The sequence below is a fragment of the Microbulbifer agarilyticus genome (assembly GCF_019800665.1).
Taxonomy (GTDB): Bacteria; Pseudomonadota; Gammaproteobacteria; order Pseudomonadales; family Cellvibrionaceae; genus Microbulbifer; species Microbulbifer agarilyticus_C.
In genome coordinates this window covers 449975-472931 of record NZ_JAHVKO010000001.1, presented here as the reverse complement: position 1 = coordinate 472931, position 22957 = coordinate 449975, and the positions used below count along the sequence as shown (strand labels likewise).

General features: G+C 51.4%; 22 protein-coding genes and 5 tRNA genes. 5 read left to right on the top strand and 22 right to left on the bottom strand.

Annotated features, from left to right (window positions below):
* Positions 1-63: 63 nt before the first annotated feature.
* The 4 genes from KUV22_RS17450 to KUV22_RS01945 form a co-directional block, all read right to left on the bottom strand.
* A complete protein-coding gene (locus KUV22_RS17450) occupies positions 64-1824 on the bottom strand; it encodes a glycosyltransferase (RefSeq protein ID WP_222227954.1) in 1761 nt (586 codons plus the stop codon).
* Positions 1821-2270 (bottom strand): hypothetical protein, encoded by a 450-nt coding sequence (locus KUV22_RS01955; protein ID WP_222227953.1) that lies wholly within the window; start codon positions 2268-2270, stop codon positions 1821-1823. The genes KUV22_RS17450 and KUV22_RS01955 overlap by 4 nt, the downstream gene beginning before the upstream one ends.
* 108 nt (positions 2271-2378) lie before the next feature.
* Positions 2379-3479, bottom strand: coding sequence for a glycosyltransferase family 4 protein (locus KUV22_RS01950; RefSeq protein WP_222227952.1), 1101 nt, complete (start codon positions 3477-3479; stop codon positions 2379-2381).
* Complete coding sequence (locus KUV22_RS01945; protein WP_222227951.1) at positions 3472-4581, bottom strand: glycosyltransferase; 1110 nt, start codon at positions 4579-4581, stop codon at positions 3472-3474. The genes KUV22_RS01950 and KUV22_RS01945 overlap by 8 nt, the downstream gene beginning before the upstream one ends.
* Positions 4582-4795: 214 nt before the next feature.
* Here KUV22_RS01945 and KUV22_RS01940 point away from each other — a divergent pair, with 214 nt between their 5' ends.
* The gene (locus KUV22_RS01940; protein WP_222227950.1) at positions 4796-5563 is read left to right on the top strand and encodes an ABC transporter permease; all 768 of its coding nucleotides are present in this window, start codon (positions 4796-4798) and stop codon (positions 5561-5563) included.
* Positions 5560-6282, top strand: a complete 723-nt coding sequence (locus KUV22_RS01935) for an ABC transporter ATP-binding protein (protein ID WP_222227949.1) — start codon at positions 5560-5562, stop codon at positions 6280-6282. The genes KUV22_RS01940 and KUV22_RS01935 overlap by 4 nt, the downstream gene beginning before the upstream one ends.
* A 66-nt stretch (positions 6283-6348) precedes the next feature.
* On the opposite strand, the gene KUV22_RS01930 is transcribed toward KUV22_RS01935, so the two are convergent.
* The 16 genes from KUV22_RS01930 to KUV22_RS01855 form a co-directional block, all read right to left on the bottom strand.
* Complete coding sequence (locus KUV22_RS01930; RefSeq protein WP_315857500.1) at positions 6349-7002, bottom strand: sulfotransferase; 654 nt, start codon at positions 7000-7002, stop codon at positions 6349-6351.
* A gap of 58 nt (positions 7003-7060) precedes the next feature.
* On the bottom strand, positions 7061-7729 hold the full coding sequence (locus tag KUV22_RS01925; RefSeq protein ID WP_222227947.1) for a sulfotransferase: 669 nt from the start codon (positions 7727-7729) through the stop codon (positions 7061-7063).
* A 129-nt stretch (positions 7730-7858) separates the two neighbouring features.
* The gene (locus tag KUV22_RS01920; RefSeq protein WP_222227946.1) at positions 7859-8836 is read right to left on the bottom strand and encodes a hypothetical protein; all 978 of its coding nucleotides are present in this window, start codon (positions 8834-8836) and stop codon (positions 7859-7861) included.
* On the bottom strand, positions 8837-10105 hold the full coding sequence (locus tag KUV22_RS01915) for a glycosyltransferase family 4 protein (protein ID WP_222227945.1): 1269 nt from the start codon (positions 10103-10105) through the stop codon (positions 8837-8839). It lies immediately after the preceding gene.
* A gap of 196 nt (positions 10106-10301) precedes the next feature.
* The gene (locus tag KUV22_RS01910; RefSeq protein WP_222227944.1) at positions 10302-11018 is read right to left on the bottom strand and encodes a glycosyltransferase; all 717 of its coding nucleotides are present in this window, start codon (positions 11016-11018) and stop codon (positions 10302-10304) included.
* Positions 11015-11890: an NAD(+) kinase gene (locus tag KUV22_RS01905; RefSeq protein WP_222227943.1), complete on the bottom strand. Its 876-nt coding sequence runs from the start codon at positions 11888-11890 to the stop codon at positions 11015-11017. Before KUV22_RS01905 ends, KUV22_RS01910 begins: the two co-directional genes overlap by 4 nt.
* Before the next feature lie 240 nt (positions 11891-12130).
* Positions 12131-13078 (bottom strand): 1-aminocyclopropane-1-carboxylate deaminase/D-cysteine desulfhydrase, encoded by a 948-nt coding sequence (locus tag KUV22_RS01900; protein WP_222227942.1) that lies wholly within the window; start codon positions 13076-13078, stop codon positions 12131-12133.
* Positions 13075-13857 carry an RES family NAD+ phosphorylase gene (locus tag KUV22_RS01895; RefSeq protein WP_222227941.1) on the bottom strand — a complete coding sequence of 261 codons (783 nt, stop codon included), beginning with the start codon at positions 13855-13857 and terminating at the stop codon, positions 13075-13077. Before KUV22_RS01895 ends, KUV22_RS01900 begins: the two co-directional genes overlap by 4 nt.
* Positions 13854-14216: an MbcA/ParS/Xre antitoxin family protein gene (locus KUV22_RS01890; RefSeq protein ID WP_222227940.1), complete on the bottom strand. Its 363-nt coding sequence runs from the start codon at positions 14214-14216 to the stop codon at positions 13854-13856. Before KUV22_RS01890 ends, KUV22_RS01895 begins: the two co-directional genes overlap by 4 nt.
* 288 nt (positions 14217-14504) lie before the next feature.
* Positions 14505-14581, bottom strand: a tRNA-Asp gene (locus KUV22_RS01885).
* A gap of 26 nt (positions 14582-14607) precedes the next feature.
* Positions 14608-14683: transfer RNA gene (locus KUV22_RS01880), tRNA-Val, on the bottom strand.
* 159 nt (positions 14684-14842) lie between these two features.
* Positions 14843-17242, bottom strand: coding sequence for a DUF6351 family protein (locus KUV22_RS01875; protein ID WP_222227939.1), 2400 nt, complete (start codon positions 17240-17242; stop codon positions 14843-14845).
* A 310-nt stretch (positions 17243-17552) separates the two neighbouring features.
* Entirely contained in the window at positions 17553-18176 is a 624-nt protein-coding gene (gene cysC, locus KUV22_RS01870) for an adenylyl-sulfate kinase (protein WP_222227938.1), read from the bottom strand.
* A 175-nt stretch (positions 18177-18351) separates the two neighbouring features.
* Positions 18352-18427, bottom strand: a tRNA-His gene (locus KUV22_RS01865).
* A 134-nt stretch (positions 18428-18561) separates the two neighbouring features.
* A tRNA-Arg gene (locus tag KUV22_RS01860) sits at positions 18562-18638 on the bottom strand.
* A gap of 17 nt (positions 18639-18655) precedes the next feature.
* Positions 18656-18732: transfer RNA gene (locus KUV22_RS01855), tRNA-Pro, on the bottom strand.
* Between the two features lie 258 nt (positions 18733-18990).
* Here KUV22_RS01855 and folD point away from each other — a divergent pair.
* From folD to KUV22_RS01840, 3 genes are read left to right on the top strand one after another with little or no spacing between them, the layout of a single operon-like run.
* Positions 18991-19836: a bifunctional methylenetetrahydrofolate dehydrogenase/methenyltetrahydrofolate cyclohydrolase FolD gene (gene folD, locus KUV22_RS01850; protein WP_222227937.1), complete on the top strand. Its 846-nt coding sequence runs from the start codon at positions 18991-18993 to the stop codon at positions 19834-19836.
* Positions 19829-20554: a 16S rRNA pseudouridine(516) synthase RsuA gene (gene rsuA / locus KUV22_RS01845; protein ID WP_222227936.1), complete on the top strand. Its 726-nt coding sequence runs from the start codon at positions 19829-19831 to the stop codon at positions 20552-20554. The genes folD and rsuA overlap by 8 nt, the downstream gene beginning before the upstream one ends.
* Positions 20555-20582: 28 nt before the next feature.
* Entirely contained in the window at positions 20583-21602 is a 1020-nt protein-coding gene (locus KUV22_RS01840) for a class I SAM-dependent methyltransferase (RefSeq protein WP_222227935.1), read from the top strand.
* A gap of 48 nt (positions 21603-21650) precedes the next feature.
* Here KUV22_RS01840 and KUV22_RS01835 read toward each other — a convergent pair whose 3' ends face one another.
* Together KUV22_RS01835 and KUV22_RS01830 are read right to left on the bottom strand one after the other, a co-directional pair.
* Positions 21651-22106, bottom strand: a complete 456-nt coding sequence (locus tag KUV22_RS01835; RefSeq protein ID WP_222227934.1) for a hypothetical protein — start codon at positions 22104-22106, stop codon at positions 21651-21653.
* Between the two features lie 98 nt (positions 22107-22204).
* Complete coding sequence (locus KUV22_RS01830) at positions 22205-22957, bottom strand: methyltransferase domain-containing protein (protein ID WP_222227933.1); 753 nt, start codon at positions 22955-22957, stop codon at positions 22205-22207.

Sequence of the window (22957 nt, the reverse complement as noted above, 5' to 3'; positions counted from 1 at the left end):
CCTGCTTAGAGCGGCCAACCCCCAAACAAATTGATGGAAAAACAGACAATACTGTCGCTCGCGCTAAACGCTCACAACGTCGTCACCCCGCCCGCTGGTAACCCGAGACGCACCCCACTTCAAGATACTGTCCTTCTCCCTCCACGTATGGAATCGCTTGTCGGCCGCTCGGAATATTGAAAAATTATAAATATCTCCGACAAACAATGAGCAGTCTGACTCTGTCACCCGAATGACAAAATCCAGATCGACATTTGCACGCCGCCCCAGGGAAAAAGGGAGTTTTTGATTGATCGCCCGGGTACCGCCCAAAGTGGCCCCGCAGGGGTGCATTAAGCCCCGCTCAGGATTCGACAGCAACATTCCCTTTGAGACCCTGTTTCTCTTCAGGTACAGCGCGTCCTCTTCTTCCAGGTACATATATGCCGCAGGCTTCCCAAAAGCATCCGCACCCGTCGCGTTAAGCGCCAGCACAAAATCGAGTACGTAATTTTCTCCATAAAAATCATCGTCATCGACTTTGAACCAGTAGTCACCAGATGACTTCTGTATAGCGATATTCAAACACGCCGCAATATTGTCCTCCTGGTGCAATACGATGAGCTCGACACCCTCTTCCGCAGCAACGATTTCTTTTGCTTCGGTTATCGCTGCTTCGTCTGACGTATTCAGCGCCACAACAAGCTGTTTGTTGGGGTACGTCTGCCGATGGAAATTATCAATACAGTTTTTCAAAAATTGTGGCCGTTTCGTCGGCGTAACCAAAGATACTAACGGGAGCTCTGTCTCATTTAATGCAATACCAAGAACCTGACACATTGCGCGCAAACGGTGCCGGTAGGTGTGACTGAGCCACAATTCACGTTTCGATAAATGCGTATCTACAGAAAACTCATCAAGGCGCGCCAGCGCGTCCGCCGCAACTGCCGATAATTCCTCGGCCTCCTGCACTTTCACCAGCCCGGGCAGGCTAAGAGAGTCCGGTAAGTCGAGTTCACCTTCGTACAATACAATGGCACCGCAAGAAAGCGCTTCTAAAGCCCGTCGTGTTCTTGATTGAGTTGAAGACAGGCAAGGCGACGGAAAAATACAAACAGGATGGGCTTTATAGGCTGACACCAGCTGCAAATAGCTAACCCGCCCCGCAATCGAATCCGCCAATGCGGGGATATCCCCTCTCTTATTTTCCAGGAACGTCCACTTGGGGTCGACAATCGTCAAGCCATTCTCCACTAACGCAGAGAGTTTACGCTCTGAAAGCTCTGGATACTCCAATAAGTCAGCCCAGGAATCGACGAGAAATGTGCTTTCCTGAGTAGCCCCCCTTAAATCCCCATACTGAAAAGGGTTATGAACGCGTGGCTGCACAGCCGGGGGGAGATACTCAATATTTTTTATACCGAGGCCTTTATATCTGGCCACCGCGGTTCGACTCACGCAGAACAGAAAATCGGCCTTCTGCGCAAGCGGCAAAAAAATGTCGGTATAACAATCGGCGGCTGTATGCCAAAGAATCACAGGTATGGAATTCAGCTTACAAAAAGAAAGGATTTCCGCCAGCTCACCCTTCTCAGGCTCCAGCAGCGAGAGCTCCCACTCCTTCGCCACGGCCTGCCAAGTGGTTTCAATAAGCAGAAAATCCGGTTTAATCTCTGCGATAAAGGCACATGCGTCACCTTCCGGTATCGAGACACTTGAACAGTCAAAATTTATGCAACGCTGTAGCGCATCACTGACAATTGTGCCAACCACCAAATCCAGTTTTTGGTGCGATTCGACAAATTTAGCAGGAGCGATAGTGTTACAAAAAATCTCGGCGCTCACTTTGCCAACCTCCGAGCAGCCAGCCTATTTCTGAAACCGGTATAAAACAGCTTGGTTATCCGATACGGCAGAAAAACCAGGTTTTTCCCGGGCCTGGCGAACGCCTCAACGATTAAGAGTCCCAGGCGAAACGCTGTGGAGGACTTCAAAGATTCGACTTCGGCCTTCAAACGCTGCTCATTTTCGCTTGCAAGTTCAGCATCCCGGACTTTACCCGCAGATCCTGACTCACTCTCTGCGAGGAGCACTCTCAACTCCTGTACGTCACCCAGCAGACGCTCTACCTGTGCCTGATACTCATCCGCTAGCGAAGCTTTCGATTCCAGTAGGGCCAAGCGCTTGGCCATCGGGCGATGCCCAGAATCTCTATTCGGCAGGTTGCCACCGCCATTCTGTTTGATCTCTCTGATTTGAGCTGTTAGCTCAACTTTATCGCTCACATTCATAATTTATATCTTCGGGCGTCTTTTTTGCCTTTCGCTCCAATTAGTGCCTTCTCGAACATTGCTGATGCCAAACCTGCGTACACTGTCTATTGGAGAATATAAACACTCTCACTTCTCATCACTTGAGCTGATCGCCGATTCCATTACATCAATGGTCTTTTGCGCAGCAACACGCCAATCAAATTTCTCAACATAAGTAATTACATCTTTCTTCAGCCGGGCCACGAGTTCACGCTGGCATGTCATAGTCTGGAATGCACCCGCGATATCTGCGGGACTTTCCGGGTCTACTAGCACGCCCAAATCACCGGCGATTTCCCGCATGGCGCCACGATCAGACGTAATTACCGGTGTTCCCTGGCTATACGCCTCGACTATTGGCAAGCCAAATCCCTCATACAGCGAGGGCATAACGAGCGCCCTCGCTTCTCGATACAGATGTTTCAATTCTCGATCGCTGACATACCCCAACACTTCCACGTATGGTTCTATATCCAGCTCCGCAAGGATGCCCTCGATCTCTGGCAGCCCCCAGCCTTTTCCCCCACAAATTTTCAGCGGCAATGGACTATCAACCGCTCTGGTATAGAGACGAAAGGCATGCAATAAATTTCTCAGGTTCTTCCTGGGCTCCAGGGTTCCAACAAATAAGAAATACTCTCCGAGTCCGCTTATATGACCATTCGCAGGGAGGAAAGGTGCCTCTGGTACCACATGTAGTTTATGCCCGGTGTCAGGGAAATAGTGCTGCACGTCCTGGCGCGTACTCTCCGAAACGCAAATTACGGCTTCCGCCTGCCGCAATGCACGCGGCATCAGCAACTGTTCTAAATACAACCCGGCTTTCGCCATAGTCTCTGGGTAGGCGCGCCACACCATATCGTGCACCGTTACCACGGTCGGACAGCTACCCTTAAGAAACACTGGCAAATGGTGACGTGGCGACCAAAACAGATCCACAGCATCCTTTTTCGCCCAGTATGGATACTTAAGCTGCGCAAATACCGAACCTAAGGCAGATTTCCGTACACTGCCTGTACGAACCTTCACATTTTCGCCTTCGGGCACGTTCACCTGTAACGGCTGGTGACTATACAGATACCACTCATGCTCACTGTTGAACATCTTCTCCAACAGTGCATATGTATAGCGCCCGATCCCGGTTGTAGGAGCCGATAATGGCCTGGCATCAACCGCGATTTTAGCCATTGTCCAACCCCTCACGCTCGGACAGCACCCGGCAGTAAAGGTCCTTGTATGCTGAAACCATTTTGGCGCTGGTAAATTCTTCTTCAAATCTCCTGCGAGCAGCGAGACCCATTTTGCGAGCCATATCTGTATCTGACCACAAAGCGGCCATTGCGCTCCGCAAAGCCTGAACATCTGCAGGCGGAATTACTAGCCCGGTAACTTCGTGCTGATTTACATAACTGGTACCAGTGCCCAGCTCGCACGAAACAAGGGGCTTTGTGCTCATCATCCCCTCAAGCAGGGTTACTCCGAACGCCTCGGAGCGAAGATGCGATGGAAATACAACTGCACGGCACAGCTGCATAAGCGCCATTTTTTCTTCATCAGAAATACGGCCCACAAATTTAACGTTCTTGGCACCCAACGTTTTGGCAAGGTTTTCAAGACGGCGCCGTTCCGGACCCTCTCCCGCAATTACTACATTATATGGCTCGGATGCAGCAGCACGTATCAGGAACTCCAACCCCTTGTAATAGCGTAAAACCCCAACAAACAACATGAAATCGGTGCCATGCTTCTCTTTCACCTGGCGGATCTGGTCATCCGACGGCCGAGGATAGCCCTCTTCGGAGATACCTAAAGGAATGACCTCCACCTTGCTTCGATGCGCCGCAAGCACGTCACTTGACTCGAGATAGTTTTCTGAAGTCGCAACGATTCTGTCAGCCCGATTTAAAAAGGCACGCATCAGCGGCCGGTACAGCGCTCCCAAGAACCGCTGCCGTACTATGTCAGAATGGTAAGTAATGATCAGTGGTCGTGATAGCCCCCCAATCAAGTAGCTCAGATCACCAAATGGCCAGGGGAAATGAAAGTGCAGGATATCCGCCTTTTTTTTAACCAGGTGCGAAACGAAACCGAGCCCAACACAGCACGAAGCAATGGAAAACCAGCGTTTCGCAGCCGTATACGCCACGCCATTCACCATACCGCCCGCTACCGATTGATCCGCAAGAGTTAGAACCTCCCCGTCGGTGCCGGCCGCCACCTCAAGCACAACTTGCTCGAGGCCACCTTGACTCTCCGGAAAAAATGTGCGGTAGCATTGCAATACATTCAAGGGGGTACTTCCGATGACCAGAAAACTTGCCTTTTCACTGCAGCCAGAACCGGCCACAGCCTATTGTTTTCTATAGATTTCTTGTATATTCGCGGGTTGTAGGAAGGTTACCAGCAGAAGCGATTGAAGCCAATTGAATTGGCCGCTTCCGGAAGAAAGCATGGTGGAATTTGATGTTGTTCAACTTACACGCCCAAACTAGTGGTCGCACCTGATGTTGCGTAATGCGTTAAGTATCATTTGGGTGAGAGGTATCGGGGCTCTCAAGGCAGATTCAGAGAACTCTTATCTTGGCACTTTGTGGTGGGTGCTTGAGCCCCTTCTACTCACCGCCCTTTTTTACGTTGCCTTTAGCACTGGAATTCGCGGAAACGGTAGCGGCAGCACGTTTGTCTATTTTTTGATCTGCGGGATATTGCCGTTTAAGTGGAGTTCTTCCGCCATTACCGGCAGTAGCACATCCATTAATAGCAACTTGGGAATATTGTCACAGTTCTACCTTCCGAAATGGATCTTCCCCACCGCTGTGAACTTGTCCATGTTCATCCGCTTTATGCTCGTTTTGCCGCTAATTATGGCGTTCCTGTCCTTTGGCGGATACGCTCCCGGAGCGGCTTGGATCCACTTACCGTTGATTGTGCTCTGCCAGCTTGTGCTGACCCTTGGACTGAGTTACCTGACGGCATCTTTGGTGCCCCTGATTCCGGACCTCAAACATCTAGTCTCTCTGTCGATGACCGCTGTCTTGTTTACGGCCGGTATATTTTTCGATATTGACACTCGCCCAGAGCACACCCAGGAAATTCTACGATTAAACCCGTTCGCCAGTATCATCGACGCATACCGGACAGTGTTACTAGATAACCAGCCCCTGTCATTTGCGGAATTGCTATACCCCTTGCTGTTTGGCGGGATCGCCACCCTAATTGGAGCAGCAAAACTCTATCTATTGGATCGCTACTACCTGCGGGTTATGACATGAAAGAATGCGTTCTCTCTTTCGATAAGGTTGGCATAGCGTTTAAGAGAAAACGAAGTCTTTTCTCCACAAAAGAGTATGTCCTGAAGGACATTTCATTTGACCTGCTAAAAGGCGAAACCCTAGGCGTTATCGGTCGCAATGGTGCCGGAAAGTCTACATTGCTGAAACTCCTCGCCGACCTTATCAAGCCCAACTCTGGCACGATTACAAGGCCGCCGGGTATTAAGTCTCAGCTTCTGTCGCTTAACCTTGGATTCAATAAAAATCTAAGTGGCCGCGATAATGCAATTATGGCGCTGGTAACCCAGGGGATGTCGATACGGGAGTCAAAAAACCTGATCTCGAAGATTGGTGAATATGGCTCGATTCCTCACCTTATGGATCAGCCTGTAGGCACCTATTCGGCGGGGGAACGGGCCAGGCTAGGCTTTTCAATCGCCATTCATTCACTGCCAGAAATTCTTTTGCTGGACGAAATTCTTGGCGTGGGCGATAAAGAGTTCCGGAAAAAATCGTCGGAAGAACTAAAGCAGAAAGTCAATTCGGACCAGACTGTTGTGCTTGTTTCACATTCTACTGCAACGCTGAAAAATCTCTGCGACAGGGTAATGTGGATTGAGTCTGGGCGGGTAAAAATGCTCGGGGACGCCCAGTATGTAGTGGACGCTTATATGGATACGCCAACCCGCGCCGCACCCAAGGCTGAGCTTTCAGTCTAGTCTAGGTCGGATATACGGGCGCCCACTCGAAGCTAGCGCTTAAAAGTGGAGTGGGCGTAATTAGCATCAATAACTGTGCCTCGTCCCGATCACTCGCTCAAAACTCTTCTTGTCGAACGACTCACCCAGGAAACCATACAACTTTTCGGCATCTACCCCAGAGAGTAAACCCTCATACGAAATCAAAGTAGAGTTCTCGGGATGCTCTGACACATACTTCTCAAAAGTTTTCTCCGCATTACGCAGAGATTTTTTCACCTGCTCTGGATCCCGATTCTTCCACCACCCCGAATTAGCAACGGCGTCGTTGTCACGCACGTTAAAAACAAACCCGACATCCGGAAAGATTTTCTGCAGAAAGCCTAAATATCCATCAAAGTCCTGCAAAATTTGGGGGGAAATATAGCTAATCTCTTTAAACCCCCTAACACGGACGTCTTGCGAATCACTATCAAGTAATTGACCGCATGCCAGGTGCGACATACTCTTCAAAAATTCGGACTCATCCATCATCGATACACCAAACCAGGGGTGTGAAGGAGAGGATATGCTCCCGAACTTATCGTTGTTAAAAGACATGGAATGAACTAACGATTGATAAGATTTATACAAGCCCCAGCAAAAGTTACTATTTTCACCCCTTATGTAATACCCGGGTATCGAGTTCAGCAGCCCCTGTAAAAGGGTAGACCCACTCCGCCCATACGTTACAACCAACACTGTTTTGAACTTTGCCACCGACAACACCTACAAAATTTTGGAAAATACCGCGATTAAATCAATAACTATGTTTTCTATTCAGCACTGAATCAAAAGTTGTTTGATCAAAATTTTCTCCCAAAAATCTGTAGAGCCTTACAGCATCCTCACCCCCGACCAATCTGTCGTAATCAATAACGATAGATTTTCCCTTATTCTCTTCATGGAATGCAGCGAATTTTCTATCCGCCTCCTGAAGCTTATTCAGGACTTTCTCCGGCTTCATATTTGCCCACCATCCGGATTTTGCGACCGCATCATGATTTCTGGTATTGAAAATAAACGCCGTATCCGGGAAAAGGAGCTCGAGAAACTTCATATATTCTTCAAACTGTGGCAGCGCGTAGTCTGCCGCGTAACGAATTTCCTTGAATCCAACTACAGAATGGTTATCTTCAGAACCAATTAACTGAGCCGCAGACAACGCTCTCGCATCTTCCAAATATTTCTCAAGATCCATCTTGTTAACGTCATACCACGGATGTGTAGGAACCGTAACGTCACCGTCCTTACCTTTCGTATGTTCAAGCGCGCGAAGCAGGGAATTATAAGAACGAAACAAACCCCAGCATAAGTTGCTATTTTCGCCCCGAATGAAATAACCCGGTATAGAGTTGAGCAGCGCCTGCAACAATGTGGAGCCACTTCTACCGTAAGTAACAATTAATAATTTACTGAAATTTGCCATATGATATATAAACCTCTAATTCCACATTCTCACACCGGAATTACCACAAACGTTTCAGGCAGACCAGGAATAACGAGGCAGACAAGAATGCTTTGCAAGAAACCAACAGGAAAGAAAAGAGACGCATGATCAATAATGGCTTCTCAGGTCTTTCCCTGATTTCGCCATGGCGTTCACCGATCTTTCCAGGAAGTTTGACGCATGGCGAAGCAATCGCTTCCACCTTGATCGCACAAGTGTAAAATTCGGTTTTTGATCATACTTTCGAAAAGAGTCTAGCCGCTCCGAATACTCTGCCAGCACCCGCTCAAGCCCTGGGAAATCAGAAACCTTCAAGGTGGAATGAATAGAGAATCGCTCAGAACCCGGCTTGTAGCCACTGAAATGGAAGAAACGAACCTTCTCCAGCCATTCCTGGCCACTATCAGAGTGGGCTATTTCAGCGATATTCCAATGCCCAACATTCCATCCCGCCTTCCCCTTCTGATCCGCCGTGGGAAAAATTACCGGTACCATATCCAACCAGCGCTGATCCGCATTCAAATTGGCAGGCAAAAATATTTTGGAAGAATAGCTAACACATAGCTTCCACCATAGCGCGAAGCTTTTCCCTTCATGAGAATTACATACGCCGACGAAACCGGCATTAAATACTCCCGCTTTCAGAATAGAGTGAACTTGCTGAATGTCATTCGCACCTACTGCTGAAACATGAGGGGTCAATACAATATCTGATGGATTAGCTAGGAACTCTTCAATGATGTCACCGGTGAAGTACAGGTCTGAATCTACGTAAAGCACCGCATCACAATCCGTTTCGAGTAAATGCTCCATCACCAATGGTTTTAAAAAGCAGCACAGCTCAGTAAATGAATAATGCTTACCAAGCTCTTGTAGCGCAGCGAAAGGGATTACCTCATCGACTGCCCGCAAACTAACCTTTGGGAGAGATGCCTCCTGGCCTGAAACACCACCAACCACAAAAATCGAAACATCGATGTCACAAAGGTCACCTTTTTGAGTTTGCAACAGAGATGAAACCATCGACAGCGCTTGCGACAGATAGTCAGGCGTAACAACCGTACAGAATTTTATGCGCTTGCTCATTTAAACCGTCTCTAACAGATGGCCTACTGGATCAGCCTCTAACAACTCGGTCATTGAGCGGTCAAACGCCAATCGTGTATGGTGTTTTTTAATCTGCTCCCTGGCACCAACCACCTTTTCCAAAGACTTGGCCGGGTCTTCCAAGCACGCCTCAATGCACTTAACATACTCACCCGGTTCTGAATGATTAACGACAACATACCCTGTTGTTTGTGTTACCAGGTCCGATATTCCGCCCACATCCGAAGTGATAATCAGTAGGCCTGCCGCCGCAGCCTCGACGAGGATATTCGGCAAACCGTCCCATGCCGATGTATTTAGAATCACTCTGTACTCGCGCGCCACATCAATGAAACGATCAAACGGCTCATGTAGCTTAATATTTGGCCGCTCAATCAGTTCGCGAGCAATATCATTATTATTTCCTGTTACTACTTGACCGTATACATGGAAATTTACATTGGGAAGCAGCCTGGATATCTGAACTAGGAGCTCGGGTCTTTTTTGCGCATCAAGTCGGCCACACCACAAAATGTCTTGTGATTTATCGCTGTGGTCGACCTCAAGCTCCAGCAACTTCTCGTCTGTGGGCAAGCGAACAACAGCGAACTTCTCTTTCGGCAACCCAAACGCTTTCCTCAAAGTCTCGACATAGACTGAGTTATCAGTGATCACACGCTTGATATAGGGAAACGATGGAACCAAAAACTCCCTTCCATACCCTACAGGACACCCTGCGCTATCTATATCATCACAATATAACGACACGTAGACATCTGATACCGAAGAAATTGCGGTGCCACTGACTTTGAGGGAATACCAGCCCAAGCGAGAGTTAACGACATGGATCACATCTGGAGCAAATTCAATTAGCAACCGATCAAGTAAATGCCGCTGTTCATCAAACATCAGGTCATTTACATGACGCCCAAACTCCAGAATGTCAACCTCACCAGGAACCCGGTCTAGACGTGTCGACAACTCTGGCTCGGTAAGGACCAGCAATACATCCTTCCCATGTCGACTCAAGTATGAGAGGTGATGCAATATTGCGAGATCTGCACCACCTAATTTGATCCACGGAGCAATTAGAACGTAGTCATATCGCGTTTTGGGAATAACAGATAACAGTTCTCGATATTTCTTTCCGGAAGCGGCCTTAATCCCGACAACAAAATGTTCAAATTTGGCCAGATTTGCCTCTTCCGTATTTAAATGGAACTCCAAGTGAGACAACTCGCCCATTTCAGACTGCAACCAGTCTGGCATTGGGGGATTCCACTTTTGATTTAAAGTGATTGGCTCAGTTACATTCACCGAAGGAGAGTAATACTTAGGAAATAATTTCCCGCGAACCCTGTTCAGAAAATTAATTACCCGACGACGTTCTGCCAACGGAATACGCATAAGGATGTAGACGTACAACCGCTTATATACGTAGAGTGCAATTCTATACATCAGATACTCACTTCTCGCTCTTCGCAAACAAAGACGTTTTACGAATATGCACCCTCTTGGATAATTGCTCACTGAGCAAAGAAACGGTCTTTCTGCGGTAAAAACCACACGTCTCGGGGACTAATTTATGGATATAGCCCCTGTGAATCGTTTCACAATTCCAATGCCAATCTTCGTGCCCAAAGCCTGAAGTCAGGTGATCACTCTTGGCATATTCGACCTGCTGAAAAACGTCACGATGTGCAACCACCCAGGCCGTCCAGAAATTTGTTGCGAAGAGCCCATCAACGTCGAACTCTTCGCTTTCTTGATCGACTTGCTGACAATACGAGTTATACATGCCAAAGTTAACAACCATCTCGGGGTGGCAGATGATGTGGTTCCCTCGAGCCTTTATGAATTCAACGGAGTCAAACAGCCAGCTTTCAGAATAAAGATCATCGCCATCGAGTATGGCAATAAATTCCCCGCCCGCTTTGCTAATACCTAAATTTCTCGATAAGCCCAAATCACCATTTGACGCTTCTATCAAAACATCACCGGCTTTAACACAACTGTGCTCCCTAACGAGCTTGTTTGTTAAAGCGTCAGCACGATCCAGAACAAACACCAGCTCAACCTTCAAGCCCCTTTGTTCACAGTAATCTCTACACCGCTCAATCGAGTTCAAGGTAATTTGTGCGAGGTAACCTTCGCGGTGGAAGGTGGTTACAGCTGAGATCATAAATTAAGGTTCCAACCTAGTTTGGACCGACATGTTTCATAAAAGTTGTGATCTATAGGATGGATCAATGTAAGGCGATGCGGTTTTTTGTGAATGCGAATGACATCACCAGGCTCCGTAATTACCTGATCATGACCGTCGCACGTGACGTAGGAATGTGCCGGGTTATGTTTTCCGATAACAACTTTGAATTCGCTGCTGCCTTCAACCACGATCGGTCGACTACTGAGCGTGTGAGGATTGAGAGGGACGACAACGATCGCATCAAGTTTCGGATGCATAATCGGCCCACCACCAGACAGCGCATACGCGGTAGACCCGGTGGGCGTAGACACTATCAACCCATCGGATCGCTGCGTATAAACAAACTGCCCATCGATAAACAGGTCAAACTCAATCATGCGGATGAATTCACCGGGGTGAATAACTACATCATTAAGTGACGCCCCTTTACCGATCGGCTTGCCATCCCGAGTGACAGACATATCCAACAGAAATCGGCTTTCCGCCATATATTTACCGGAGAGAACTTCACCAACCTTTTGTTCAATTTCATCCGGAGTGATATCGGTGAGGAAGCCGAGACGACCACGGTTGATCCCCAGAAGGGGTACGCTGAACTTTGCCAGGGCACGAGCGGCGGCCAGCAAACTTCCATCACCACCCACTACGATGACCAAGTCACAGAGCTCGCCCAGTTTGTCTTTACTGGATACGCGGGCGTTGTGGTTGACTACATCATTAGCCGTATTCTTTTCGAGCACGACGGAGTAGCCCTCTCGCTCAAGGAACGCCATCAGGCGTTTCAGCGAGAGGACCGCGCTATCACTATCGGTGCGGCCGATCAGGCCAATATTCTGGAATTCCGACACCGCTCCCCCAAGGTGCCCGAATCTGGGCCAATGTAGTTATGGTCTCTGTACGTTTTCGTGGCAGTAAATTGTTGTCACCAGGCCGGCCCATTACAGGGCGAAAGGCCCTCTCCAAGCCACGGATTGGCCCGTCATTATGCCTGAGCGGAAAGTGCGAGTCGAACCCCTGGCGATCAAGCCATTAGGGATTCACCGACACCCGGAATGTACACTTTCCGAGCTAATCTTGCGTGTTTTGGTTCACTTTTTGATCAACCCACGCTTTCCCTGAAGCCCTCCGGTGTGAACCATTAACACGCTCTCTTTATGTGTCTTACGTATATTTTTTTCATTTTGAGCGCAGTGTCTCATAAGCGCAAAAGCAGCCTTGACGGTATACACATGGTCCAGCGGGACTTCAGTTTGCCTCTCCCATTGGCGCTGGAAGGCCAGCAGTGATTCAGTGCTTTTGCCATAACCTCCGTGGTACCCATCGTTGATGAGAACCGGCTTTAAATACCTTTGGCTATTCGCTCGCCAAAATTCCAGCGCTTCAGCGATACTTTGCTCGGCCTTCAATACGGCAACCCCCACAGGCTGTATCGATGACGGAAGAGCGGATGCAAGTGCGCCCAGGGTCAGACCCGTACCGCAGGCGAGCCAACATTCATCAAACTCAACCGGACGTGTTTCTCCGATGATCCTGCCGAGCAGTCGCACACCCTCTGCGCCCTGCTGATTCGCGCCGCCCTCCGGGATAAACCAGGCCCCTGAAGTGTTCACCCCTGCATTCGCGCAAAAATCCGGCTGATGCCGCCGCCGATAGTCGGCGCGGGACACAAACTGAAGCTCCATGCCAAGCCGCTCGGCATCCTGCAGCATGGCACTCAGCACCGGCGGCCGCTCCCCACGGATAATTCCGATCGTGTTAAACCCGAAGCGCTGGCCGGCCGCGGCGGTGGCGTGTATATGGTTCGACCAGGCGCCGCCGCAGGTAACAAGGGTGTCCAAGCCCCGCTCCTTCGCTTCCAGCAGGTTGTGGATCAACTTGTAGGCCTTGTTGCCGGAAATAAGCGGATCGATCAGGTCATCCCGCCTCACCCACAGGTCCACGTCCGGAAAGAGGTCCGACTGAATCTGCTGATAGGGGACATTTCTCGCTGCTTCTATGAAGTGCTCAAGGCTGAGCTCTGTGAGGTATCGGATCATGCGGGAAGCGGAAGTTCGCCGGAGGACAGGAAAACAGCTCTTGGGAAACTGACAGTATCCACGACACTGCCGGACTTCACCAGAAAGGAAACGCTGTCTGAACTGGATTCGGCGGTGACCTCGGCCTCGATGGTCAGAGGCCTGCGGAGAAGTGCTTCGGGCTCAAACAACGCCACATTGGTGCCCTCCCCTCCATTTACCGGCAGCTCCGAGAGACCGGCACACAACGCCCGGGCGGATGGAGACTCTACCCCACGAACACCACACTCTCGCAACTGGGTGCCCAGTTGCTGGCAAAATGCGTATTCGGATGGGTGGGTGAGCTGAGACCAATAGGATCGCCAGGGCTCGCTTTGCAACCGCACACCAGGTTCGGCGCAGTATTTGGCAGAGAAAACCTGGTGGTAGCTGGTGACTGCCCGTGCCGGTGCTACTTCCATGTCATTGAGAAACAGCAGGCGATAGTAGGCCGCCTCGGAAAGTACGGTGGCGATGGTTTTGCTGCCATAGAAAATACCGCTCTCCGCCGTGCGACCAAAGCGGGACCCCCAGAGCAGCGGTGGATAACGGAACGGTGTGGCCAGAAGATAATGGAGGTCTTCGCTCCCGGGCAGGCGCGCTGGCTTGCTCTGCTCCAGCAGGTTTTCCAGCACTCCCTGTTTTTGTAGGCTGTCCACCAGGCTACGGGTAGCGACCTCTTCTTGCGATTCAATAATGCGGTACAGGCGGCCGATCAGGCGCGAGGAGGTTGCGCGAATTTTATCGCGCAGGTCGATCACACCTTGCCCCGCATGGCGTCGAGGTAAGTGACGATGCGCACCAGCCCGTCAATACGGTGGGCAAGCTCTTTGGGGACCCCGTTCAGGGCGCGGTTGGCGGTCGCGAACCAAGTTTTGGCGGCCTCTTCCCCGCCCATGAGTACGAAGGCGGAGCGGTAGGCTCTTACCAGTAGCAGGGCGAGCTGGCCCTCGGCGCTATTGGGCGCGAGGCCACTGCGGCGACGCAGAGTGCGGTCATCCAGGTGGATGATTTCGCTGAGCTCTTTCTTTTTCAGGCCCAGATGATTGGCGGTGTTGAGGGTGGCCTCGAGGAGGACCTGGTCTTCCTTGGGCTGCGGGGTGTGGGCTGGATTGGCCATTTTGCCTCCTCGTTTGGAATAGAGGACATTTGACCCAAATATATTTGCAAAATGGACAATTTGCAAATTATAGAAAAGCCAGAGGGGCCTGGGGCTCGAAAACTGCGATGTGCCGGCGTCGGGACCGGACGGGACTGATTCGCGGCTGCGCCGCTCATCCTTCGGGCGCCGCCGCTGCGCTCTGGCGTCCTAAATCGCTGCGCGATTTGGTCGAACGAGGGTTCTTGCACGACGATTTGCCAGATACAAAAAAGGCCCTGTTCTTTCGAACAGGGCCTTTTTTGTATCTGGCGGACCGGACGGGACTCGAACCCGCGACCTCCGGCGTGACAGGCCGGCATTCTAACCAACTGAACTACCGGTCCTCGGTAGCGCACTTCTTCTCGAGAAGTGGTGGGTGGTACAGGGGTCGAACCTGTGACCTACGCCTTGTAAGGGCGCCGCTCTACCAACTGAGCTAACCACCCAATTCGGTAACTTCTTATCGAAGGTTTCCGTTTTGCTCTGGGGTTATCCCCCGAGAGCGAGGCGCATCTTACCGGACTGGAGTTTCGTGTCAACAAAAAAGACGCCAAAAATTTTAAAAACTTTCAGCGCCTATTTATTCACCAGAAGTTACGCTTAACCTACTCCTCCGACACTGGTGATTCTACCGACACAGGCGTGGGAACGACCTCTTCCTCAGGCTCGGAATCCTGTGCAATTTGCGCAGGAACCAATCGATAATCTGACTCGACCGACTGGCCGGCAATCATCACATCACCTTCCTGTGGAAATAGCGGTCCGCTTGGGCGCGCAATATCACCGAGATTGTAGTTGCATACACCGTCCGGGAAAATCCGTCGCATGTCGTCAATACGTTCAACGACCTCGTCCGTTGCTTGACCATAGATCTCTTTGGCAACGGCACGCTCTAGCGGCTGCAAAGCGCACTTGAACACATCACCAGTAATCGGTGCACCGGCCATCATCCGCGACGTACTGTAAATCGGGTAGAGTTGCATACAGGCTCCATTAGCCTTGTGATTCCACGCACCGTCCCATACATCCGAACCTGCAGCCAGCACATTGCCATCCTTGTCAAAACAACGATCGGTGGCCTCGACGGGTTTATTACCGGCAACACCACGCTCGGGGTTTTCAGCAATTTTCTGGATCCAGTGATCGATAATATCCAGAGCCTCATCAACCGGGTCATACTTCTTGTGGCTCATCCAGATCAACTGGTTATCTGCGTGTCCCCGCGCCCGCCGAATACGCTCACGACTGGAAAAAGAAGCCAGACTATGATGCATGTCTAATTCGCCTTCCAGATAATGACGCAGATCAACAATCGGAATTTCGACATCGCCAAGGAACACGTGTCCCGAGCGATAAATACCCTCGATGGCATCCATACTGGCAACACTTCTAGGCGCCGGGTTATCCAGGCTCCCTAAATTCATGTTGTGCTCACTCCAGACAGACAGGTCCACTGGGAACAGATCACCATTCATAAACCAGAGCTTCTCTCCACCCTGCTCTAAGGGTGCTTTCCACCCTCCGATCGTCGCGTTCAGATGGAGGAACTCATCAATGCTGAGCTTTCCTCTCTTTAGCGCCTCAAGACCATACTGTACCCCTTGGTTATCCCATGCGCTGTTCGCGTAACCATCGTGCCCAGCCCCATAAAAATCCCGCAAGTCTTCCCAGTGCGTCCAATGGGTTTTGTCGGCAACCTCGTCGGCATAGCTGGCCTTAAAGTGAATGAAATTCGGGTTATTAACCAGGGGCACCAGCCCTCGCCAACCCTGCACACACTCAGAAGTGCCGTTGGCGACACCACGATAACGGGGGTCAAAAATGGCTACTGCATCTTCCAAAATCTTGAAGCGATGCTCAAAATCCGCTTTAGTTGCAAGCCCGATAATCGACTCGCGTTCTGCTACGTTCTTCCATCGCGAATTTTCCGCAACGACTACATCGAAGTAATATTCCAATGGTTCACAGTCAAATACATAAATGGTCTGGCTTACCATATCTGGATAGGAGTAGAGCGGTATTGCGGCATCCAGCACGCCCGGTGCATTCTGGGCAATAAGGTATTGCTGAATTGCTCCACCCGAGCCACCAACACCAACGGTATAAAGTGGCTCACCGTAGAGCGAAATAAACTGCTTCTTTAACCGCCGCGCCGTATCTTCGGCTAGCCAGATATTGTAGTGATTACTGGTCTGATTAGCGGTCGAATAAACAATTGCATAACCGCGGGCCAGCTGATCCTCACGACGCTCGACAGTTGCACTCCGCCCCATATTTCCCTGGCGGCGCCCTACACCTACCCCACCCCGAAACTGATAAATCAGGCGCTTGTTCCAGTTGCTGCCATTCGGCTTATCCGCCGTTTCACCTTCTCCACGCAAAACGGCAATCGCATAAAAGAAACGATTAATGGTGCCGGTTTCCAAGCGCACAACAAAATCTGTCGTGCGTCCATTTACCGTCACCTTATCGATATCATCGTTGGCTTTTTCTAGCCGATGGAACAAACCATCTACGGTACTCCGATAAAAATAGGAAACAGAAGTGGCATGGCTACAGTCACGACTATAGCCAATTACTTCATCTGTCTTTTGCCCTTCATCATCAAGGGAAAAGATTGGAATACCCTCACCATCATGGTTGTCCACAAGCGGCTGCAAGTAGGTGAGTTTATTTTGCCCACATAGAAACGGATAAGTAGAAGGGCCGGAAAAAAGTGTTTCTACCGGACCACTTTCGCCTATCGCAATGGGAAATGGAAAGTATTCTGCCGGACGCCCGCTTTTTCTAGGGTGGTCACCGAGATAGGCTGACTGAGGCAGATGATCGAGCGCCCCTTCGGGCACACCGACAACGGGCGCCTTAGGCACGCCAGGAAGCCGCGGCAAGTTTTCATAGGCAAACCAGCCACCCAACCCGAGCAACAAAAAAAACGCGGCAAAAACACTCGTCACAACCCGCCGGACACCAAGTCGCGCGAAAAAACTCCTTGCGCTCAAAGCCATATGCGCCTCCCTACGCCATGTATTCCTAGTGCACCGATGGACAGAAGCGACTGTCAGCAAATATTACGGGCACAGCAACAGTATATGTGGCGCGGGGAAAAGCGTTGGCCGGTTGGCGGGCGAGTTAACTTGAAGAAATTTGGAAGAAAACAACCGTTTAAGAATTAAACGGAATGTACAAAAATGCGGATAAAAACAGAAATTTATACTCCGAGGTATAGCGGCAATGCTATACCCCAGAGAAGCAGCATGGCGGCACATTACCCTACGACTGTGTCGTCACAGCAACGTGCACCACAGCGTCACATCCTTAGACGATAATACCGCGCTCTTGCAGAGACTTAATTACCGCCTCAACCTCATCTTCCAGAGTCATCTGGTCGGTACGCAAATGCAGCTCAGGGCTTTCCGGGGCTTCGTACGGATCATCAATTCCAGTAAATCCGCGGATTTCACCCGCGCGAGCCTTTTTGTACAGACCTTTGGGATCGCGTTCTTCCGCCGCTTCCAGAGAGCAGTCAATAAAGACTTCCATGAATGGCAGGTCGCCCTCTTCATGCACTTTTCGCACCATCGCGCGATCTTCCGCATAGGGGCTAATAAAGCTGCTGAGTACCACAACACCTGTATCCGCGAACAACTTGGAAATTTCACCGACACGGCGAATGTTTTCCTGACGGTCTTCGGCAGAGAAGCCCAGGTTAGAATTGATCCCCAGGCGAATATTGTCGCCGTCGAGTCGGTAGCTCAGCACGCCACGGGCAGTCAGCGCCTTTTCCACCGCAACCGCAACGGTACTTTTACCGGAACCAGACAGGCCAGTGAACCACAAAGTCACACCTTTATGACCCAGCATTGCTGCACGGTCGCCACGGTTTACTTCGCCGTCGTGCCAGTGCACGTTGGTTGCCTTACGCTCGACTACTTCAGTCACTTTATTCCCCTAACTTTCAAAGATTAAATTCGGCGGGTCCTCTGCCGAAACACAAAACTGGCGCGCATTATCCTAGATCGCCCCAGTGCAGGTAAAGGCGAGCGCTAGAACAATCCGACCCCAAAACCAAAAAACCCGGCATAAAGCCGGGTTTCGGGACCTGATGGTCAATATATGGGGTGGCCGACGGGGATCGAACCCGCGACCTCAGGAGCCACAATCCTGTGCTCTACCAACTGAGCTACGGCCACCATAATGCAGTATCAGTGTCTTGTGGCAACACTGTCTCGCCCATCTGCTGTGCAAATGAGCCGGGATAGTCCTGCGACCAAAAGCTCGCTGTGGTCCACCACTAGTCTGCCGAGTTCGCTGCCATTGGTAGGAATGGCACGCCCGGCAGGACTCGAACCTGCGACCATCCGCTTAGAAGGCGGATGCTCTATCCAGCTGAGCTACGGGCGCATAGAAACCCGGAAAATTGGTCGGGGCAGAGGGATTCGAACCCCCGACATCCTGCTCCCAAAGCAGGCGCGCTACCAGACTGCGCTATGCCCCGATACTGTCCCGAGGAGTTGCCCCCCCGTTTGAGTGCGCGCATATTACTTGCGCCCCTCGAGGGTGTCAACGCCGCTAAGCCATTATTTTTAAAGTAGTTTAGCCTTTCATCAAACTGGTTGCCGAATAGCTGACCAGATAGGGAAAATATTCGCGGCTTGTGCGAAAATGCCGCCCCTTTATTAAGCTTCTAACTCCTACACCCACGAGCCCGTCACTTCGTGCCGGCGGAGCTCTCTGCTCAGGTTGAGAAAAATCTATGTCAGCACTGGTTCTGGACGGCAAGGCCCTTGCCCAGAAAACCGAAGAAGAACTGTCTGCCCGTGTCGCGGCCATGAAAGAGAAAAGTGGCGGCCAGACTCCGATCCTCGCCACCATTCTGGTGGGCGACGATCCCGCTTCTGCGACTTATGTAAAGATGAAAGGCAACGCCTGCCGCCGTATAGGCATGGACTCCCTGCAGGTGGAGCTCCCCTCTTCTACTACCACCGAGCAACTGCTGGCCAAGATCGAAGAGCTCAACAGTAACCCGAACGTCCATGGCATTCTTCTTCAGCATCCGGTGCCAGAACAGATTGACGAGCGCGCCTGCTTTGACGCCATTGCCTTGGAGAAAGATGTAGACGGCGTGACCTGTCTCGGGTTTGGCCGCATGGCGATGGGCGAGGAAGCTTACGGCTGCGCCACTCCGAAAGGCATCATGCGCCTGCTGGAGGCCTACAATATCGAACTCGAAGGCAAGCATGCCGTCGTCGTTGGCCGTAGCCCCATCCTTGGCAAACCAATGGCCGCCATGCTGCTGAACGCTAACGCGACAGTAACCATCTGCCACTCTAGGACCCAAGATCTGGCAGAGCATATCCGCCGCGCTGACATCGTAGTAGGCGCCGTAGGCCGACCAGAATTTATCAAGGCCGAGTGGATCAAAGATGGCGCCGTGGTTGTGGACGCAGGCTATCACCCCGGTGGCGTGGGCGATATTGAGCTGGGCCCGCTGGTAGAGCGCGCATCCGCCTACACCCCAGTTCCTGGCGGTGTTGGCCCCATGACCATTAACACCCTGATTTACCAATCTGTCGATTCCGGTGAGAAGAAGATTGGCTAAATCCACCTCGAAAACCTCCGCGACACTGCGTCTCGACAAGGCGATCAGCCAGGTCACCGACCTGTCGCGGGCTGAAGTAAAAAGAGCGGCACGTCAGGAACGCATCACCGTCAACGGAAAGACGGTGACAAACCCTGCCAGTAAGGTGGATGTTGCTGACGAGCTTTGCCTGGACGGCGAGCCGCTCGGCGCGGCCGGCCCGCGCTACTTTATGCTGAATAAACCGCTGGGCTACGTCTGCGCGACGAAAGACGGGGAGCACCCCATCGTGCTGGACCTGCTGGACGAACCAAATTTGCAAAAGCTGCATATTGCCGGACGTCTGGATATCGATACCACTGGGCTGGTGCTGATCACCGATGACGGCCAGTGGTCGCACCGAATCGCCTCACCCCGCCACCAATGTGCAAAGACCTACTACGCACACTTGGCGGAACCGATTGCTGACGATGCGGTAGACAAGTGTGCCAAAGGTATCTGGCTGAATAACGAGAAGACTCGCACCAAGCCGGCCAAGCTCGAGATTCTTTACCGTAATGAGGTGCGCATCACCATTACTGAGGGGCGCTACCACCAAGTAAAACGTATGTTTGCAGCGCTGGGGAATCGGGTATTAGAGCTGCATCGCGAGAGCATCGGTGAAATCGCATTGGACGAGATGTTGACCGAAGGGGAATACCGCCCGCTTACCCCGGAAGAAGTGGCCAGCATCGGCTGACCCAGCTAGAAAAGACCAAAGCTCGCCTATGTCTACCCTGCTTTCCCAACTGCTAAGCAACAGTGATAACGACACGCTGTGGATCGCCGATGAAAATAGCAAAGCCCTGCTCACAGCCGGGCTGCAATTTCGCGGCACCCTGCTCAGCAATCGCTGGGATATCGTTCACGCAGCAGAGCAGATTTGCATTTCTGCACTGTTTTCAGACTTTGATCTGCCAGCAATCGAAAAAACGTTCTCGCGCATCGTGTACCCAGTATCCAAGGAAAAGGCTGCGGTACACCATGTGATCAACACTGCGGCCGAGCGCCTTCAAGAGAATGGCGAACTGATCCTGATTGGCAGCAAGAACAGCGGAATCAAAACCTACGCCCAAAAAGCCGCGCAGAAATTTGGCGGTGGGAAAAGCCTGCAGAAGCATGGCACAGAGTATTCCAGCCACAACCAGCTGAACCGCGACGCGACGCTAGGCGTGGCCCTAGACGATTCTGACTATCGCGCTCTACGCAAACTGGATTCGCTCAATGGCCTGTTCAGCAAACCAGGACTATTTGGTTGGAACAAAATTGATGTGGGCAGCGCCCTGCTCGCCCGGCACTTCTCCGAGCAATTACCCAAGACCCCATTCAACGCGCTGGACCTGGGTTGCGGCTTTGGCTACCTGAGCGTTCAGCTAGCTCAGCTGGCACCCGATACGCATATTGTTGCCACGGACAACAACGCCGCAGCCTTATTAGCGTGCCAGAATAATTTTGATCTACACGGAATTAAGGGAGAGGTGATTGCTGGCGATGCAGGCTCGCAAGTCGCCAGTACCAGCGTAGATATAGTGATTTGCAACCCACCATTCCATCAGGGCTTTCAAGTGGAAGGCGATCTCACAGATCGTTTTCTTGCCGACGCAGCGAGGACGCTTAAATCCGGTGGATCGGCCCTTTTCGTGGTAAACGAATTTATTCCGCTCGCGCGCAAAACCGAGGGACTGTTTCGCGAAGTTACTTTACTGGAGAAAGCCAAAGGGTTTTGCGTATTTCGCCTGACCAAATAGAGTCAGCGTCCGATGCCATTCCGCTCGTCCCCAACAAAACACGCCCGGTCAATAATCGCGCAAGTTATATAGATTGACAGAGAGTGTATGCTCTTCGAGCTGCTCGAGCTCTAGCAAACGCTCTAAGGTTCGCTTCGCGGTGGGTGTATCGGCGATCAAAAGCAAATCACGATACTGATCCGAAAGGTACATCTCGATATCCATCGCCACCTGCCCAATGGCCTCAACGTCAGAGATGTCGATGTTACGCAATCGCTGCAGCAACTCTGGTTCACGTCCTTCTGGGGCAAACTGCACCCAGGTGCGCAAAGCCCCCTCTCCCACATCATCGCGAAAGTTTTCCAACGTATGGCTCATGGAAACTTCGCGTCGCTTGAGTTGATCGAGCAGCAAACTGGCCCGCTCATCGGCAGAAAGTAATTCAAATTCCGCGTACTGGCGGCCCAATTTTTGGTGGAACTCCCTTCCCTCCTGAATCACATCTTCCAAGGTCTTGTAGCGCATCAATTGGTCCCGGGAAAATAACTGACTAAATTCAGTATAGACTCAAGGATCAATAGCCCGCCAACTCAATGCGCACATTAATTTGGCGAAAAACGGACTTAGCGAAGAGGGCGAATACGAGCATCCAGTTTACGTGCTGGATTGCCCGGATTTAGCGCCGCAGGAGCATGCAATTTGAGATCTTTGCGATCCAGGGGAATCCGGCTAAAAACGCCAATACAGTTTTCATAATCCGGGTGTTCGAGGGTCCAGCACCCGCTTGCGGGCTCCAATTGTGCTCTGATCGTGGGCGTTCGCCAGCCACTGTCCAGCAATTCGCGACGAGACCCAAAGTTACTGATCACCATGCCCGCAGGCCCCACAAGCGCGAGAATCGCCTTGCACCAATCCGGATCAGCGGCGATTGCACGTTGAGCTTCGCCATCAACATGCCCAAACAGGTCATCGACTACCAGGTCAAACGACGCCCCATCACCGGCAGCAAGTTCAGAAACCGCCGTGCGGGCATCCGCGCAGACCAGCTCGACACCGGCCACCTCGAAAAAACGTTTCGCGACGAAGAGGTGCACCGGATCAATATCCACACCGAGGATTTGGTTTGGGGAGCAATAGGTCTGCAGCAACCGGATCAGGGCACCACCTCCCACACCCAGTAGCAACACCCGTTTTACCTGTTCAGGGGGCAGAAAAAACGCCGGGAGAAGTAGCAGTTCCCATAGGGAACCTTTTAGCGGGTCACGAGGGTTCCATTGCGTGTGGAACACCCCATTGGTGTAGAGGCGCACGGTCGCACCATGGGTACGCACTTCATAGCGGTTACCATCGCGCTGCTGCTGCCAAATAACCGCCAT